The following is a 16,482-nucleotide window of genomic DNA, read 5'->3' on the forward strand; positions in this document are numbered from 1 at the left end:
CTGCGTTTAGGCCTTAGTAGCCCAGATCGAAGTTCTCTTCTTTCATGTCCATCAGGTTGTTAGCGCCCGACAGCATGGTGACAACGTGAGTGCGGGTACGCGGCAGGATGCGCTGGAAGTAGAAGCGCGCAGTCTGCAGCTTGGCGGTGTAGAAAGCCTCTTCGGAAGTACCGGCAGCCAGTTTCTCGGCAGCCAGACGCGCCATGTCAGCCCAGAAGTAGGCCAGGCAGGCGTAACCGGAGTACATCAGGTAGTCCACGGAGGCCGCGCCGACTTCTTCGCGATCCTTCATGGCCGCCATACCGACCTTCATGGTCAGCTCGCCCCATTCTTTGTTCAATGCAGCCAGTGGTGCGACGAACTCTTGAACCGCTTCGTTGCCTTCGTTGGTCTGGCAGAACTTGTGGACGATTTTGGTGAAGCCTTTTAGGGCCTCGCCTTGCGTCATCAACACTTTGCGGCCCAGCAGGTCGAGTGCCTGAATACCGGTGGTGCCTTCGTACAGCATCGAAATGCGGCTGTCGCGAACGTTCTGCTCCATGCCCCACTCGGCGATGAAGCCGTGGCCGCCGTAGATTTGCACGCCATGGTTAGCGGATTCGAAACCGACTTCGGTCATGAACGCTTTGGCGATTGGGGTCATGAAGGCCAGCAGTGCGTCGGCTTTCTTCTTCTCTTCTTCATCCACGCCGTACTTGACGATGTCGACTTGCTTGGCGGTGAAGTAAACCATCGCGCGGTTGCCTTCGGCGAATGCCTTCATGGTCAACAGCATGCGACGTACATCTGGGTGAACGATGATCGGGTCGGCAGCCTTGTCCGGCGCTTTCGGGCCAGTCAGCGAACGCATTTGCAGACGATCGCGAGCGTATTTCAAGCCACCCTGGAAGCCGATTTCGGCGTGGGCCAGACCTTGCAGCGCGGTGCCCAGGCGTGCGGTGTTCATGAAGGTGAACATGCAGTTCAGGCCTTTGTTCGCCGGGCCGATCAGGAAACCGGTGGCCGCGTCGAAGTTCATCACGCAAGTGGCGTTACCGTGGATGCCCATCTTGTGTTCCAGGGAACCACAGCTTACTGCGTTGCGTGCGCCGATCGAACCGTCTGCGTTCGGCATGAACTTTGGAACGATGAACAGCGAGATACCTTTGGTGCCAGCCGGTGCATCCGGCAGGCGAGCCAGTACGATGTGGACGATGTTGTCGGCCATGTCGTGTTCACCGGCCGAGATGAAGATCTTGGTGCCGGAGACTTTGTAGGAACCGTCGGCCTGAGGTTCGGCCTTGGTGCGCAACATGCCCAGGTCGGTGCCGCAATGCGGTTCGGTCAGGCACATAGTGCCGGTCCACTCACCGGAAACCAGTTTGGTCAGGTACGCGTCTTGTTGCTCAGGCGTGCCGTGTTCGGAAATGGTGTTCATCGCGCCGTGCGACAGGCCTGGGTACATGCCCCACGACCAGTTGGCTTCGCCAACCATTTCGCTCACAGCCAGACCCAGAGACTCTGGCAGGCCTTGGCCACCGTGCTCTACGTCGTGGGCCAGGCTAGGCCAGCCGCCTTCGACGAATTGTTTGTAGGCTTCTTTGAAGCCAGTCGGCGTTTTAACGCCGGACTCGCTCCAGGTGCAGCCTTCGGTGTCGCCCACGCGGTTCAGCGGCGCCAGTACCTGCTCACAAAACTTGGCGCCTTCTTCGAGAATGGCGTCAACCATGTCCGGAGTTGCGTCTGCGCAAGCCGGAAGGCTCTGATAGTGCGCTTCGTAGCCGAGCAATTCGTCACGAACGAAGCGAATATCACGCAAGGGGGCCTTGTAGTCAGGCATAGCGATAAACCTCTGCTGATGTAACCGGGAATGAACGACCGTGTTGATTTGTTGTGACGGTCAAACAGTTGTTTGAAACATACGTTTACGCCTAATTCTTGTCAAGCGTCGATCTTTGGCCGTTCGTCATCACCTCACCGATCTGCCGGACACGCAGCAGCGTACGAGCGCTGAATAAACACCGCGGCGTGTAGAAAAGATTAGTTGAGCGAGAAGGACTTACGCAGAAAAACGCCGCGAAAAATCGCGGCGTCGATGAAGCGGATTCAGCGGGGAATCAAGCGAATGTATCGATCAACGTGCCGAGCATTTCGTCCGAAGCCTTGGCGACTTTGGCGCCCGCTTCAACCTGAAATTTGCCTTGGGCCAGATCGATTACGTTGCTGGCCAGGTCAGATTGCTGGCTGCGATCAACCGAACGCAGACGATCAACCTGAGCCTCGGAGGACTGGCTGGTAACCGAACGCTCAATGGTGTTGCTGGCGATCTGCCCGGAAGCTTGATCGACGCGGTTCTGCCCTGTCTGAATAGTGCTCAGACCAGCATAAAAAGCGGTGTTACCTGAGATTTCCATGGGAGAACTCGTCCTGCAAGGGATCAATGGTGGCCATTGAACCAGACCTGATGGCAAAAGGCCCGACAAAAACACTAATGGCACAGTGCCTTGTCATAGGTAAAACCTAGTCCAGCAGATCCAGTTGCAAATGTTCCGCCACGGATTCAGCCGTGATCGACTTGAGCCTCGGTACTCGCCCCAGGCAGGGCGCGGGAATCCGCTCGGCGAGCGTGGCGAGGTTTTCCTCCAACCGTGAGGTTTTCGGATCGATGATATTGGCCACCCAACCCGCCAGCTGCAACCCATCCTGAGCAATCGCCTCGGCCGTCAACAGCGCATGGTTGATGCAACCCAGCCGCACACCGACCACCAGAATGACCGGCAAACCCAGCGCCATCGCCAGGTCAGACAGATTGTCCTGATCCGCCAACGGCACGCGCCAGCCGCCCGCCCCTTCGATCAGGGTGAAATCCGCCTGCATATCGAGAATCTCGCGCATGGGCGTCAACAGCGACTGCACGGTCAATGCCACGCCGGCCTCCCGTGCGGCCAGGTGTGGAGCGATGGCCGGCTCGAACGCGAGTGGATTGACCTGGGCATACGTCAACGGCAACGAACACTCGGCCAACAACGCCAACGCATCGGCATTACGCAACCCCTTGGGCGTCACGTCGCAGCCAGAGGCAACCGGCTTGCCCGCTGCCGTGCTCAGGCCCGCGGATCGCGCGGCATGCAACAAACCCGCAGCAACGGTGGTCTTGCCAACGTCAGTGTCAGTGCCGGTGATGAAATAGGCTGCGCTCATAAAGGTTTCTCCAACACGGCGTAGACCACCTGGTAAGTCGCCGGCAAACCTTCGGCCTGGCGAAATTGCTCATACGCCTCGATCAAACCGAGGATCCGCGCACGGCCAGTCAAACCACCCGGCCGCCCTGGGTTCAAGTTGTGCGCACCCAATGCCTTCAGTTCATGGGTCAGGCTGCGCACATCCGGGTAATGCAATACATGAGGACGCGTTTGCAGGCTGACAGTCTTCAAGCCACTGGCAGCACACAACTGCTGATAAACACCCAACTCGCGGAAGCGATTGACGTGGACCATGCCATCGACCTGACGCCAGCTGTCACGCAGTTCAAACAACGTCCCTACACAAAGACTAGCAAACGCGAAAATACCCCCTGGTTTCAGCACCCGGTGCGCCTCGCGAAGCACCGACTCAAAATCAGCGCACCACTGCACGGCAAGGCTGGAGAAGATCAAATCGCAGGTCGAATCCTGGAGCGGCAAGCGCTCGGCATCGCCCGCGATGAAATGGGTCGCCCCACCCAATGGCCGCGCGTGATTGAGCATGCCTTCGGCAATGTCGAGGGCGACACCCTGACCGGCCGGAAAACGCTCGCTCAACGCACGACTGAAATAACCGGTGCCGCAGCCCAGGTCCAGCCAGCGACCCGGGACAAAATCACCCGGCAAGCGACTCAACAACTGGCTGCCAACATCGCGTTGCAATTCGGCCACGCTGTCATAGCTCGCTGCCGCGCGAGAAAAGGACGCTGCCACCTGGCGCTTGTCAGGCAAACCGCCGGGCAGATTGGGAAGGGATAAATCAGTCATCACCGGACTCGTGCAAAAAGGCCTGAATCGCCCCCGCCACACCGTGGGGGTCTTCCAGAAGAAACGCATGACTGGCCTGTTCAATCAGACCAATTTCGACATCCGGCAGCAGCGTCAGCAAATCCCCTGCGGCTTCGGCCGGAACCAGGCCGTCGAGGCCGGCGAACAAATGAAATTGTGGACCGCGATATGCCTGCAAAGCCTGGCGAGTATCCAGTTGTGCAAGGACTTCCAGACCGGCCGCCAAAACCGAAGCAGTGGAATGCGGCGCACCACCGAGCAGTAACCGGGAAAGACCGCGAGGGTCTTGCGCGCCTTGCGCACACAGCAACGAAAACCGTTTCAACGTCAGGCGTGGATCTGCCTGGCAGCCGGCCAGAAACGCCTCGAACGTCTCGGCGGGCATCGCGCTCGGCCATTGCTCATGGGCAACAAACGAAGGATTGCTCGCCAGCGTCAGTAAACCGCAGCAGCGATCGCCTCGACGCGCCGCCAGCTCCGCCGCGAGCATGCCACCCAAGGACCAGCCTGCGAGCCAGGCGTCTTGCGGCACGGTCGAATCCAGCTCATCGAGCCACTCGTCAAGATCACTCGATTCCAGTTCCGGCAACGGCTCGATCTCGACCCGCAGATGCTCATCCAGCCCACGCAAGGCTGCCGCCAAGGGTTCCAGCGGCGAAATCCCGAGGCCCCATCCGGGCAGCAGAATCAGTCGGTCACGCATGGCTTGGCTCCGATTTCAAAAGTGCAAAACAATCGGCCAGTCCATTCAACAAGCGCTGCACCTGTGCCTCGCTATGAGCGGCGGTCAGGGTCACCCGCAAGCGGGCGCTGCCAGCCGGCACGGTCGGCGGACGGATCGCGGTCACCATCAGACCGCGCTCGCGCAACATCTGCGACAGCCGTACCGCACGCCCGGCATCGCCGATCATGATCGGCTGGATCGGCGTGAAACTGTCCATCAGTTCCAGGCCAATCTGCTCGGCACCCTGGCGGAACTGACGAATCAGCACCTTCAGATGCTCACGCCGCCAGTGTTCGGTGCGCAGCAGTTCGAGGCTTTTCAGCGTCGCGCAGGCCAGCGCCGGTGGCTGGCTGGTGGTGTAAATGTAGGGTCTGGCGAACTGGATCAGGCTTTCGATCAACTCGTCACTGCCAGCAACAAAGGCCCCGGCCGTGCCGAATGCCTTGCCCAGTGTGCCCACCAGAACCGGTACCTCTTCCTGACTCAGGCCAAAATGCTCGACGATCCCACCGCCATTGGCGCCTAGCGGCCCGAACCCGTGCGCGTCATCGACCATCAGCCAGGCGCCTTTGGCCTTGGCTTCGAGCGCCAGCGCCGGCAGATTGGCGATGTCGCCGTCCATGCTGAATACACCGTCGGTGACCACCAGCGTATTACCGGTGGCCTTCTCCAGCCGCTTGGCCAGACTGACCGCGTCGTTGTGCAGATAGCGGTTGAAGCGCGCGCCGGACAGCAAACCGGCATCCAGCAACGAGGCGTGATTGAGTCGATCCTCCAGCACCGTATCACCCGCCCCGACCAAGGCCGTGACTGCACCGAGATTGGCCATGTAACCGGTGGTGAACAACAACGCACGCGGACGGCCGGTCAGGTCAGCCAAGGCCTCCTCCAGCGCGTGATGCGGCGTGCTGTGGCCGATCACCAAGTGCGACGCCCCGCCACCGACGCCCCAACGAGCCGCACCGGCGCGCCAGGCTTCGATCACTTGCGGGTGATTGGCCAAGCCCAAGTAGTCGTTGTTACAGAACGCGAGCAACGGTTGACCATCGACCACCACTTCCGGGCCTTGAGGGCTTTCGAGTAGCGGGCGCTGGCGGTAGAGGTTTTCGGCACGACGGGCAGCAAGGCGTGCGGCGAGATCGAAAGACATGCAGGCCTCGCGAGTAGGAATGGGGTACAGCCCCCGTAGGAGCAAAGCTTGCTCGCGATAAGAGCGCCGCAGTCATTCAGGCCGACCGAGGCGTTTTCATCGCGGGCAAGCCTTGCTCCTACAAGGCAAAGGACTTAAACAGCTGCGTTATAGAACATCTCGCTGCTCTTCTGCTCAACCAGCGCTTGCTCGATGGCGGCTTGATGCACCTCGTCGGCGTGTTCTTCGCGCGCTTCCGGCAGAATCCCCAGGCGCGAGAACAGTTGCATGTCCTTGTCGGCTTGCGGGTTGGCAGTGGTCAGCAGTTTTTCGCCATAGAAAATCGAGTTGGCGCCAGCGAAGAACGCCAGGGCCTGCATCTGCTCGTTCATCGCTTCGCGGCCAGCGGACAAACGCACGTGGGATTGCGGCATCAGGATGCGGGCGACGGCGAGCATGCGGATGAAATCGAACGGGTCGACGTCTTCCGCATTTTCCAGCGGCGTCCCGGCGACTTTCACCAGCATGTTGATCGGCACCGATTCCGGATGCTCTGGCAGGTTGGCCAACTGGATCAGCAGATTGGCGCGGTCATCAAGGGACTCGCCCATGCCAAGGATGCCGCCCGAGCAGATCTTCATCCCCGAATCACGCACGTAGGCCAGGGTTTGCAGGCGCTCGCCGTAGGTGCGGGTGGTGATGATGCTGCCGTAGAACTCCGGCGAGGTGTCGAGGTTGTGGTTGTAGTAGTCGAGGCCGGCCTTGGCCAGCGCTTCGGTCTGGTCCTGATCCAGGCGACCCAGGGTCATGCAGGTTTCCAGGCCCAGGGCTTTCACACCTTCGACCATCTTCAGCACGTAAGGCATGTCTTTGGCCGACGGATGCTTCCACGCGGCGCCCATGCAGAAACGGGTCGACCCGATGGCCTTGGCGCGAGCGGCCTCTTCGAGGACCTTCTGTACTTCCATCAACTTTTCTTTTTCCAGGCCGGTGTTGTAGTGACCGGACTGCGGGCAATATTTGCAATCTTCAGGGCAGGCGCCGGTCTTGATCGACAGCAGCGTGGAAACCTGGACGCGGTTGGCGTCGAAATGCGCACGGTGCACCGTCTGCGCCTGGAACAACAGGTCATTGAATGGCTGAACGAAGAGTGCTTTGACTTCGGCCAAAGACCAGTCATGACGCAGGGTTGCAGTGGTGCTGGCGCTCATGGGCGTTTCCTTTGTTTTATGCTTGGCAAGCGACTGGGGACGGAATACCCACAGACGCGACACGGATGTTCGGCATATTTAAGGAAGACTCATGCGCTGTCAACCACGTTACGAAGGGGCGGTTTACATCTGGTTAAAAAACAATCAGCACTGTTTGCTCTGCGCTGAACCGGCCGATGAACACATCCCGATTTGCATGGCCTGCGAAACGGAACTGCCCTGGCTTGGCGATCACTGCCAAACCTGTGCCCTGCCCTTGACCGGCGCCGGGCTGACCTGCGGCCAGTGCCAGGAACACCCGCCCGCCTTCGAGCGAGTGGCCACACCCTGGACTTACAGCTTTCCGCTGGACACGTTGATCACACGCTTCAAGCACTCGGCAAAGTGGCCATTCGGCCGCCTGCTCGGCGAACTTCTCGCGCAGTTCCTGCAACATCGCTTCGATGAAGACCTGAATCGACCTGACGCGCTCGTCCCCGTACCGCTGGCCGCTAAACGCTTGCGTCAACGGGGCTTCAATCAAGCCGCGATGCTCGCCCGCTGGCTCGGCGCCAACCTCGACATCCCTTGCGACGAAACGCTGCTGTTGCGGATTCAAGACACCAGCGCGCAGCAGGATTTGAATGCCGATGCCCGCAAAAAGAACCTTCGCCATGCCTTCGCCCTGACACCCGGCGCGCACATCAAGGGCCGTCATCTGGCCTTGGTGGACGACGTGCTGACCACCGGTGCGACGGCGCAAGCCCTCGCCCGGTTGTTAATGGAGGCTGGCGCCGCACGGGTTGATGTCTACTGCCTGGCCCGAACACCCAAACCTGGCGACGTGGCCTGACTTGACTCCCGCGCCCCAAGCGGCCAACGTCTTTCCAATCGTCACAGCCCAAAGCGCCTTGCCATGTCCTTGCCAACCTTGTTGTCCCAGCACATTGTCCGTCGTCCGCAGCGCATTGCGTTGCTGCAACACATCGCCGAACAAGGCTCGATCACCCGTGCCGCGAAAAGTGCGGGCCTGAGCTATAAGGCCGCATGGGATGCGATCGACGAACTGAACAACCTGGCGCAGAAGCCGCTGGTGGAGCGCAGTGTCGGTGGCAAAGGCGGCGGGGGCGCCAAACTCTCCAGCGAAGGCCTGCGTGTGTTGCGCCTTTACCAAAAGCTGCAAGCCCTGCAGGCCCAAGTGCTGGAGGCGGCCGAAGACGCCAGCGATCTGGACTTGCTCGGCCGCCTGATGCTCAGGACCAGCGCGCGTAATCAACTGCATGGCAAGGTTGTGGAGATCGAAGCTCAGGGGCGCAATGACCTGATCCGTCTTGAATTGGCCGAAGGCTTGAACATTGATGCGCAGATTACCCACGACAGCACCCTGCGCCTGGAGTTGGAAATCGGCACCGAGGTGGTCGCATTGATCAAGGCCGGTTGGCTGGACCTGCTGGGCATCGACCAGCAGGAAACACCCGGCAACAACTGCTTGAACGGCATTATCGAAGAAATTCTCGACGCCGAAGACGGCCCCAGCGAAGTGCGCATCGGCCTGCCTAATGGCCATACGCTGTGCGCGCTGGCCGAACCGCTGCACTTGAGAACCCTGGGGCTTGCCATCGACAAACCGGTACGGGTGCAATGTTCGCCGTCCAATATCCTGTTGGGCACTCCGCTCTGAAACAAAAACGTCACGGAGGCTCATTAAGGTGACTGCAAAAACCCGCAGGGAGCCTGATGTGAGCCTATTAGAAGAAAACCAATCCACCGACCTCGAAAAAATGGTCGGCCTCAGCCGTCGTGGTTTCATCAGCGCCGGAGCCCTCTGCGGTGCGGCGATGTTCCTCGGTGGAAACCTGCTGAGCCGTAGCGTGCTGGCCACGAGCGTCAGCGCAGGCACCAGCAAACTGTTGGGCTTTGACAGCATCCCCGCCGCCACCAGCGACGCCATCACCCTTCCCGCGGGTTACAAATCCTCGGTGCTGATCAGTTGGGGCCAGCCCCTGCACAAAAACGGCCCGGCCTTCGACCCCAGTGGCAATGGCACGGCCGAACAGCAGGAACTCCAGTTCGGCGACAACAATGACGGCATGAGCCTGTTCGAGTTTCCCGGTGAGAAAGACCGGGCGCTGATGGCAATCAACAACGAATACACCAACTATCGCTACCTCTACGCGCACGGCGGCATGCCACAATCGGCCGAAGAAGTGCGCAAGGCGCTGGCCTGCGAAGGCGTGTCGGTGATCGAAGTGCAGCGCAAGAACGGCCAATGGCAATTCGTCCAGGGCTCGCGCTACAACCGACGCATTCACGGCAACGCACCGATCACCCTGAGTGGCCCGGCCGCCGGCCATGAACTGCTGAAAACCAGCGCCGACCCACAGGGCAAAAATGTCCTCGGCACCTTTCAGAACTGCGCCAACGGCAAGACGCCGTGGGGCACGTACCTGACCTGTGAAGAGAACTTCACCGACTGCTTCGGCAGCAGCAATGCCGAGCAAAAATTCGACGCCGCGCAGAAACGCTACGGCGCGGTGGCGACCAGCAAAGAGATCAACTGGCACCCGCACGACGCGCGTTTCGACCTGGCGAAAAACCCGAACGAACTCAATCGTCACGGCTGGGTGGTGGAGATTGACCCGTTCGATCCGCAATCGACGCCGGTCAAGCGCACGGCCTTGGGCCGCTTCAAGCATGAGAACGCCGCGCTGGCTGAAACCCATGACGGCCGCGCCGTGGTGTACATGGGCGACGACGAACGCGGCGAGTTCATCTACAAGTTCGTCAGCCGCGACAAGATCAACCACAAAAACCCCAAGGCCAACCGCGACCTGCTGGATCACGGCACGCTGTACGTCGCGCGCTTCGACGCCGGCGACGGCAATGCCGATCACCCGAAGGGCCAGGGCGAATGGGTCGAGCTGACCCACGGCAAAAACGGTATCGACGCCAGCAGCGGCTTCGCCGACCAGGCCGAGGTGCTGATCCACACACGCCTCGCCGCCAGCGTGGTGAAAGCCACGCGCATGGACCGCCCGGAATGGATCGTCGTCAGCCCCAAGGATGGCCAGGTCTATTGCACCCTGACCAACAACGCCAAACGCGGCGAGGACGGCCAACCAGTGGGTGGACCGAACCCGCGTGAGAAGAACGTGTACGGGCAGATCCTGCGCTGGCGCACCGACCGCGACGATCATGCCGCCAATAGCTTCGCCTGGGACCTGTTTGTGGTCGCCGGCAATCCGGGTGTTCATGCCGGCACGCCGAAGGGCGGATCGTCGAACATCACGCCGCAGAACATGTTCAATAGCCCGGATGGCCTGGGGTTCGACAAAGCTGGACGCTTGTGGATTCTCACCGACGGCGATTCGAGCAATGCCGGTGATTTTGCGGGCATGGGCAACAACCAGATGCTGTGTGCCGACCCGGTGACCGGGGAGATTCGCCGCTTCATGGTCGGGCCGATTGGCTGCGAAGTCACCGGGATCAGCTTCTCACCGGATCAAAAGACCTTGTTTGTCGGCATTCAGCATCCGGGGGAAAATGGCGGTTCGACATTCCCGGAGCATTTGCCCAATGGCAAACCGCGGTCTTCGGTGATGGCGATTTCCCGGGAAGATGGCGGGATCGTCGGCGCCTGATTATCGATCACGCAGATGATCGTTCCCACGCTCTGCGTGGGAATGCCTCACCGGACGCTCCGCGTCCGCTTCTGAGGACGCGGAGCGTCCCTGGCTGCATTCCCACGCAGAGCGTGGGAACGATCCCCCTAAAGAAGCCCCGTCTGCGCTACCATGCTTGGCCGGACGCGGCAGCCTGCTGCGCGCAGGAGTCAGCATGGCCCACCCGTTTGCAACCCTCACCCCAGACCTCGTGCTCGATGCCGTCGAAAGTATTGGCTTTCTCAGTGACGCGCGCATTCTGGCGCTCAACAGTTACGAGAACCGTGTCTATCAGGTCGGCATCGAAGATGGCGAGCCGCTGATCGCCAAGTTCTACCGTCCGCAGCGCTGGACCAACGAAGCGATTCTCGAAGAGCACCAGTTCACCTTCGAACTCGCCGAATGCGACGTACCGGTAGTCGCCCCGATGATTCACAACGGCGCCAGCCTGCACGAGCACAACGGCTTTCGTTTCACCCTGTTCCCCCGCCGTGGTGGCCGCGCGCCGGAGCCGGGAAATCTCGATCAACTCTATCGCCTGGGTCAATTGCTCGGTCGCCTGCACGCCGTCGGCAAAACCAAACCGTTCGACCACCGTGAAGCGCTGGGTGTGAAGAACTTCGGCCACGACTCGCTGACCACCTTGCTCGAAGGCAATTTCATCCCCAAGAGTTTGCTGCCGGCCTACGAATCGGTGGCCCGCGACCTGCTCAAGCGTGTGGAAGATGCCTACAGCAACACGCCGCACCAGAACATTCGCATGCACGGTGATTGCCACCCCGGCAACATGATGTGCCGCGACGAAATGTTCCACATCGTCGACCTCGATGACTGCCGCATGGGCCCGGCGGTGCAAGACATCTGGATGATGCTGGCCGGTGACCGCCAGGAATGCCTCGGGCAGCTGTCGGAACTGATGGACGGCTACAACGAGTTTCACGACTTTGATCCTCGGGAACTGGCGTTGATCGAGCCACTGCGCGCCTTGCGCCTGATGCACTACAGCGCCTGGCTCGCCCGTCGCTGGGACGACCCGGCGTTCCCGCACAGCTTTCCGTGGTTTGGCAGCGAGCGGTATTGGGGCGACCAGGTGCTGGCATTGCGCGAGCAACTCGCAGCCCTGAACGAAGAACCCCTTAAACTTTTCTGACCCACCTAGAAACCCTGTGCGAGCTTGCTCGCGATAGCAATCCATCAGTCACTGATGTGCTGATTGAATCGCCGCCATCGCGAGCAAGCTCGCTCCCACAGGGTTGAGTGTTCACAATTGCCCAACCTATTCAGGCAGGACATTCGTAGACAAATCTCCTTACAATCCCTCTTCGTTAGCTGCCTAAGCAAGGATTCTGCATGCAAGCTGCCAACCCGCGTCGCGGGTACATTCTGGGCCTGAGTGCCTACATCATTTGGGGACTTTTCCCGCTCTACTTCAAAGCCATTGCCAACGTGCCCGCCGTGGAAATCATCATCCATCGCGTGCTGTGGTCCGCGCTGTTCGGTGCCTTGTTGCTGATGGTCTGGAAACATCCCGGCTGGTGGCGCGAACTGCGAGACAACCCCAAACGCCTGGCGATCCTCGCCCTCAGTGGCACGCTGATTGCGGCCAACTGGCTGACCTACGTGTGGTCGGTGAACAACGGGCGGATGCTCGAGGCCAGCCTCGGTTACTACATCAACCCGCTGGTGAACGTGTTGCTGGGGATGTTGATCCTCGGCGAACGGCTACGGCGCATGCAGTGGCTGGCCGTGGGTTTGGCGGCGGTTGGCGTGGCGCAGCAGGTGTGGCAAGTCGGCAGCCTGCCCTGGGTGTCGCTGGTGTTGGCGCTGACGTTCGGGTTCTACGGATTGATCCGTAAGCAGGCGCCGGTCAAGGCATTGCCCGGTCTGGTGGTGGAAACCTGGATGCTGGTGCCGATTGCTGTTGCGTGGCTGCTGTTCAACCCGACGGCGGCCAGCGCCCAACCCGAGTTCTGGACCACCTCTGAAGCCTGGTGGCTGGTCGCCGCCGGCCCGGTCACGCTGGTGCCGCTGGTGTGTTTCAACGCCGCCGCACGGCATTTGCCTTACACGACGTTAGGATTTCTCCAATACCTGGCGCCGACACTGGTGCTGTTGCAAGCCGTTCTGCTGTTTGGCGAACACTTGTCATCCAGCACGCTGGTCGCGTTCATCTTTATCTGGGCAGGTCTTGCGGTTTATAGCGTCGATGCGTGGATAAGTTTGCGCCGCCGCAGCTGATCAAAAAACACACAAACCTCTGCAGGCCACGGCCCTATTGGCCTGCATCGATCCTTCCCAAGGTTATCCACAGCGTGATCCCCGCCGTTTGTGTGCAACTCGTTGAAACTGATGGTTTTTTGATCAGATACTGAAGAAGCCCGGCCGGCGTGGGCTAGCGGGCTGTCTCTACAGGTTATCCACAGGTGGGTGCACGTTTAACTTGGATAACCTTCCCGGATAACCCGGTCAGGGCTCACTGCGCAGCACCAGTTCAACCATCAAATCGTCCGCCAGGGTTTCCAGGCGCGACTGCAACACGTCCAGCGACAATGTCAGCGGCACCGCGAGAATCGCTTCAGCGTGAAACAACGGCTCGCTGCTCATCGGTGCCGGCCTCACTTCGGTCACTAGCCGTTCCAGGTTCACCCCCTGCTCGCTCAACAGACGCGTGATGTCGCGAACGATGCCCGGACGATCATTGCCCACCAATTCCATCGCAATGGGTTTCCAGGTGCAGGACTGCTCGATGCCACTTTCGGCAATCAGTACACGAATGCCTTGGGCAGACAACGCTTGCAAGGCATCCACCAGTTCATCGTAGGCCTCGGCCGGCACGCCCACCCGAAGAATTCCGGCGAACTGTCCTGCCATGCGCGACATGCGGCTTTCCAGCCAATTGCCCCCGTGTTCGGCAATGCACTGGGCGATGCGCTCGACCTGCCCAGGCTTGTCCGGAGCGAATACTGTGAGTACGAGGTGGTCCATGGCGCAGCCCTCTTGTCATGACTTTTGTTATGGAAAACCAAGTATAGGCAAGGGTTGGCCAGATCCAGAATCAATGGTGTATCGACTGACCTTATCGCGGGCAAGCCCGCTCCCACAGCGTCATGCGCAGTCCCTGTGGGAGCGGGCTTGCCCGCGATTGAAGGCACCGCTGAATGAACTGAAAACCACAAATCGTGTACAACTTTTTATATTTAACTGGAACAATCTTATGGTTTTTTGAGAACATCCAGTACCACACCGTGACTGCAATGCGTCATGGGGTCGCAGAACGACGTAATTAGTCTAATTTTCACAAGCGCAATTCATCATGTAGTATGCCGCAGCGCGCACTACATAACGTTGGATCGATGTCTGCCACAGGCACACTCGCAACCCTGAAAGCCCCGTCAGCAAGGCCTCAAAGCCGTTGATTGGACCGAACCCAGCCGTCCGCAAGGGCATGTACTGGCGCAAGGGTTTGTGGTTTAAATGGCCAGAGGCTTCATTGTTAAATTGAAGAGCTGAAAAGCGAAATAGCTGAGCAGAGTGAGGCAAGCAATGACTGAACACGTTCAAGTCGGTGGCCTGCAGGTCGCCAAAGTCCTGTTCGACTTCGTGAACAACGAAGCCATTCCCGGTACCGGCCTCACCGCCGATAAGTTCTGGGCCGGTGCCGACAAGGTCATTCATGACCTGGCGCCGAAGAACAAAGCCCTACTCGCCAAACGCGATGATTTCCAGGCTCGTATCGATGGCTGGCACCGATCCCGTGCCGGTCAGGCGCACGATGCCGTGGCTTATAAAGCCTTCCTGCAAGACATCGGTTATCTGCTGCCAGAAGCGGCCGATTTCCAGGCAACGACGCAAAACGTCGATGACGAAATCGCCCGCATGGCCGGCCCGCAGCTCGTGGTCCCGGTCATGAATGCCCGTTTCGCGCTCAACGCCTCGAACGCCCGCTGGGGTTCGCTGTACGACGCGCTCTACGGCACCGACGCCATCAGCGAAGCTGACGGCGCGGAAAAAGGCAAAGGCTACAACAAGGTTCGTGGCGACAAGGTCATTGCCTTCGCCCGCGCCTTCCTCGACGACGCCGCGCCATTGGCTGCCGGTTCCCATGTCGATTCCACCGGCTACAAGATCGTTGACGGCAAACTGTTGGTCGCCCTCAAAGGTGGCAGCAACACCGGCCTGCGTAATGATGCCCAACTGATCGGTTTCCACGGCGATGCTGCCGCGCCGACCGCGATTCTGCTGAAAAACAACGGTCTGCACTTCGAAATCCAGGTCGATGCCAGCACCCCGGTCGGCCAGACCGACGCAGCCGGCGTCAAAGACATCCTGATGGAAGCCGCACTGACCACGATCATGGACTGCGAAGACTCCGTCGCCGCCGTCGATGCCGATGACAAAGTGGTGATCTACCGCAACTGGCTCGGCCTGATGAAGGGCGACCTGTCGGAAGAAGTCGCCAAGGGCGGTCAGACTTTTACCCGCACCATGAACGCCGACCGCACCTACACCGGTGTCGATGGCAAGGAACTGAGCCTGCACGGTCGTTCGCTGTTGTTCGTGCGTAACGTGGGTCACTTGATGACCATCGACGCCATCGTCGATAAAGACGGCAACGAAGTGCCGGAAGGCATTCTCGACGGTCTGGTGACCAGCCTCGCGGCGATTCACAGCCTCAACGGCAACAGCTCGCGCAAGAACAGCCGGACTGGCTCGGTCTATATCGTGAAGCCAAAAATGCACGGCCCGGAAGAAGCCGCGTTCACCAACGAGCTGTTCGGTCGTATCGAAGAAGTCCTCGGTCTGGCGCGCAACACGTTGAAAGTCGGGATCATGGACGAGGAACGCCGTACCACGGTCAACCTCAAGGCCTGCATCAAGGCGGCGAGCGAGCGTGTAGTGTTCATCAACACCGGTTTCCTCGACCGCACGGGCGATGAAATCCACACCTCCATGGAAGCCGGGCCGATGGTTCGCAAGGCTGACATGAAGGCCGAGAAGTGGATCGGCGCCTACGAAAACTGGAACGTCGATATCGGTTTGAGTACTGGCCTGCAAGGGCGCGCGCAAATCGGCAAAGGCATGTGGGCGATGCCCGACCTGATGGCGGCGATGCTCGAACAGAAAATCGCTCACCCGCTGGCCGGCGCCAACACCGCCTGGGTTCCATCGCCGACCGCTGCGGCACTGCACGCGTTGCACTACCACAAGGTCGACGTGTTCGCCCGTCAGGCCGAACTGGCCAAACGTGCGCGCGCTTCGGTGGACGACATCCTGACCATCCCGCTGGCCGTCAATCCACAGTGGACTGCAGAACAGATCAAGAACGAACTGGACAACAATTCCCAGGGTATTCTCGGTTATGTAGTGCGCTGGATCGACCAGGGTGTCGGTTGCTCGAAAGTGCCGGATATCAACGACGTCGGCCTGATGGAAGACCGTGCGACGCTGCGTATTTCCAGCCAGCACATCGCCAACTGGCTGCGCCACGGTATCGTGACCCAAGAGCAAGTGATGGAAAGCCTCAAGCGCATGGCGCCAGTGGTTGACCGTCAGAACGCCAATGACGCGCTGTACCGTCCACTGGCACCGAACTTCGACAGCAACATCGCCTTCCAGGCGGCGGTCGAACTCGTGGTCGAAGGCACCCAGCAGCCGAACGGCTACACCGAGCCGGTTCTGCACCGTCGGCGTCGCGAGTTCAAGTCAGCCAATGGCCTGTAAGTAAGCGGCACCGGACAAAAAAAGGCCCTGATCGAGAGATCAGGGC

14 protein-coding genes are annotated in these 16,482 nt (G+C 60.0%); 6 read left to right on the forward strand and 8 right to left on the reverse strand.

Features of this window, described 5'->3' with window-relative positions; translation table 11 throughout:
* Positions 1-13: 13 nt before the first annotated feature.
* From C7534_RS08930 to bioB, 7 genes are all read right to left on the reverse strand, one after another.
* A complete protein-coding gene (locus C7534_RS08930; RefSeq protein ID WP_046029935.1) occupies positions 14-1,819 on the reverse strand; it encodes a phenylacyl-CoA dehydrogenase in 1,806 nt (601 codons plus the stop codon).
* A gap of 277 nt (positions 1,820-2,096) precedes the next feature.
* Positions 2,097-2,393 (reverse strand): hypothetical protein, encoded by a 297-nt coding sequence (locus tag C7534_RS08935; RefSeq protein WP_046029934.1) that lies wholly within the window; start codon positions 2,391-2,393, stop codon positions 2,097-2,099.
* A gap of 106 nt (positions 2,394-2,499) precedes the next feature.
* Complete coding sequence (gene bioD, locus C7534_RS08940; protein WP_046029933.1) at positions 2,500-3,180, reverse strand: dethiobiotin synthase; 681 nt, start codon at positions 3,178-3,180, stop codon at positions 2,500-2,502.
* Complete coding sequence (gene bioC, locus C7534_RS08945; RefSeq protein WP_077431159.1) at positions 3,177-3,989, reverse strand: malonyl-ACP O-methyltransferase BioC; 813 nt, start codon at positions 3,987-3,989, stop codon at positions 3,177-3,179. Before bioC ends, bioD begins: the two co-directional genes overlap by 4 nt.
* On the reverse strand, positions 3,982-4,713 hold the full coding sequence (locus tag C7534_RS08950; RefSeq protein ID WP_109785569.1) for an alpha/beta fold hydrolase: 732 nt from the start codon (positions 4,711-4,713) through the stop codon (positions 3,982-3,984). Before C7534_RS08950 ends, bioC begins: the two co-directional genes overlap by 8 nt.
* A complete protein-coding gene (gene bioF / locus C7534_RS08955; RefSeq protein ID WP_077431158.1) occupies positions 4,706-5,884 on the reverse strand; it encodes an 8-amino-7-oxononanoate synthase in 1,179 nt (392 codons plus the stop codon). The genes C7534_RS08950 and bioF overlap by 8 nt, the downstream gene beginning before the upstream one ends.
* A 134-nt stretch (positions 5,885-6,018) precedes the next feature.
* Complete coding sequence (bioB, locus tag C7534_RS08960) at positions 6,019-7,074, reverse strand: biotin synthase BioB (protein WP_109785570.1); 1,056 nt, start codon at positions 7,072-7,074, stop codon at positions 6,019-6,021.
* Positions 7,075-7,165: 91 nt separating this feature from the next.
* Between bioB and C7534_RS08965 the strand changes: the two genes are divergently transcribed.
* The 5 genes from C7534_RS08965 to rarD all read left to right on the forward strand — a co-directional run bounded on the left by C7534_RS08965 (position 7,166) and on the right by rarD (position 12,953).
* Entirely contained in the window at positions 7,166-7,906 is a 741-nt protein-coding gene (locus tag C7534_RS08965) for a ComF family protein (protein ID WP_109785571.1), read from the forward strand.
* A 63-nt stretch (positions 7,907-7,969) separates the two neighbouring features.
* Positions 7,970-8,734, forward strand: a complete 765-nt coding sequence (locus C7534_RS08970; protein ID WP_046029923.1) for a TOBE domain-containing protein — start codon at positions 7,970-7,972, stop codon at positions 8,732-8,734.
* A 58-nt stretch (positions 8,735-8,792) separates the two neighbouring features.
* Positions 8,793-10,694 (forward strand): PhoX family protein, encoded by a 1,902-nt coding sequence (locus C7534_RS08975; RefSeq protein WP_109785572.1) that lies wholly within the window; start codon positions 8,793-8,795, stop codon positions 10,692-10,694.
* Between the two features lie 196 nt (positions 10,695-10,890).
* A complete protein-coding gene (locus C7534_RS08980; protein WP_109785573.1) occupies positions 10,891-11,865 on the forward strand; it encodes a serine/threonine protein kinase in 975 nt (324 codons plus the stop codon).
* A gap of 200 nt (positions 11,866-12,065) precedes the next feature.
* A complete protein-coding gene (rarD, locus tag C7534_RS08985; RefSeq protein WP_046029920.1) occupies positions 12,066-12,953 on the forward strand; it encodes an EamA family transporter RarD in 888 nt (295 codons plus the stop codon).
* A 228-nt stretch (positions 12,954-13,181) separates the two neighbouring features.
* Here rarD and C7534_RS08990 read toward each other — a convergent pair whose 3' ends face one another.
* The gene (locus C7534_RS08990) at positions 13,182-13,700 is read right to left on the reverse strand and encodes a glycine cleavage system protein R (protein WP_046029919.1); all 519 of its coding nucleotides are present in this window, start codon (positions 13,698-13,700) and stop codon (positions 13,182-13,184) included.
* 558 nt (positions 13,701-14,258) lie between these two features.
* Between C7534_RS08990 and C7534_RS08995 the strand changes: the two genes are divergently transcribed.
* A complete protein-coding gene (locus C7534_RS08995; protein WP_109785574.1) occupies positions 14,259-16,436 on the forward strand; it encodes a malate synthase G in 2,178 nt (725 codons plus the stop codon).
* Positions 16,437-16,482 lie beyond the last annotated feature (46 nt).

The sequence above is a fragment of the Pseudomonas sp. OV226 genome, from assembly GCF_003148705.1.
GTDB lineage: Bacteria > Pseudomonadota > Gammaproteobacteria > Pseudomonadales > Pseudomonadaceae > Aquipseudomonas.

Bases quoted from the DNA above. Each gene is read 5' to 3' on its own strand.
- C7534_RS08930 (WP_046029935.1), bottom strand. From the start codon at position 1,819: ATGCCTGACTACAAGGCCCCCTTGCGTGATATTCGCTTCGTTCGTGAC.
- C7534_RS08935 (WP_046029934.1), bottom strand. From the start codon at position 2,393: ATGGAAATCTCAGGTAACACCGCTTTTTATGCTGGTCTGAGCACTATT.
- bioD (WP_046029933.1), bottom strand. From the start codon at position 3,180: ATGAGCGCAGCCTATTTCATCACCGGCACTGACACTGACGTTGGCAAG.
- bioC (WP_077431159.1), bottom strand. From the start codon at position 3,989: ATGACTGATTTATCCCTTCCCAATCTGCCCGGCGGTTTGCCTGACAAG.
- C7534_RS08950 (WP_109785569.1), bottom strand. From the start codon at position 4,713: ATGCGTGACCGACTGATTCTGCTGCCCGGATGGGGCCTCGGGATTTCG.
- bioF (WP_077431158.1), bottom strand. From the start codon at position 5,884: ATGTCTTTCGATCTCGCCGCACGCCTTGCTGCCCGTCGTGCCGAAAAC.
- bioB (WP_109785570.1), bottom strand. From the start codon at position 7,074: ATGAGCGCCAGCACCACTGCAACCCTGCGTCATGACTGGTCTTTGGCC.
- C7534_RS08965 (WP_109785571.1), top strand. From the start codon at position 7,166: ATGCGCTGTCAACCACGTTACGAAGGGGCGGTTTACATCTGGTTAAAA.
- C7534_RS08970 (WP_046029923.1), top strand. From the start codon at position 7,970: ATGTCCTTGCCAACCTTGTTGTCCCAGCACATTGTCCGTCGTCCGCAG.
- C7534_RS08980 (WP_109785573.1), top strand. From the start codon at position 10,891: ATGGCCCACCCGTTTGCAACCCTCACCCCAGACCTCGTGCTCGATGCC.
- rarD (WP_046029920.1), top strand. From the start codon at position 12,066: ATGCAAGCTGCCAACCCGCGTCGCGGGTACATTCTGGGCCTGAGTGCC.
- C7534_RS08990 (WP_046029919.1), bottom strand. From the start codon at position 13,700: ATGGACCACCTCGTACTCACAGTATTCGCTCCGGACAAGCCTGGGCAG.
- C7534_RS08995 (WP_109785574.1), top strand. From the start codon at position 14,259: ATGACTGAACACGTTCAAGTCGGTGGCCTGCAGGTCGCCAAAGTCCTG.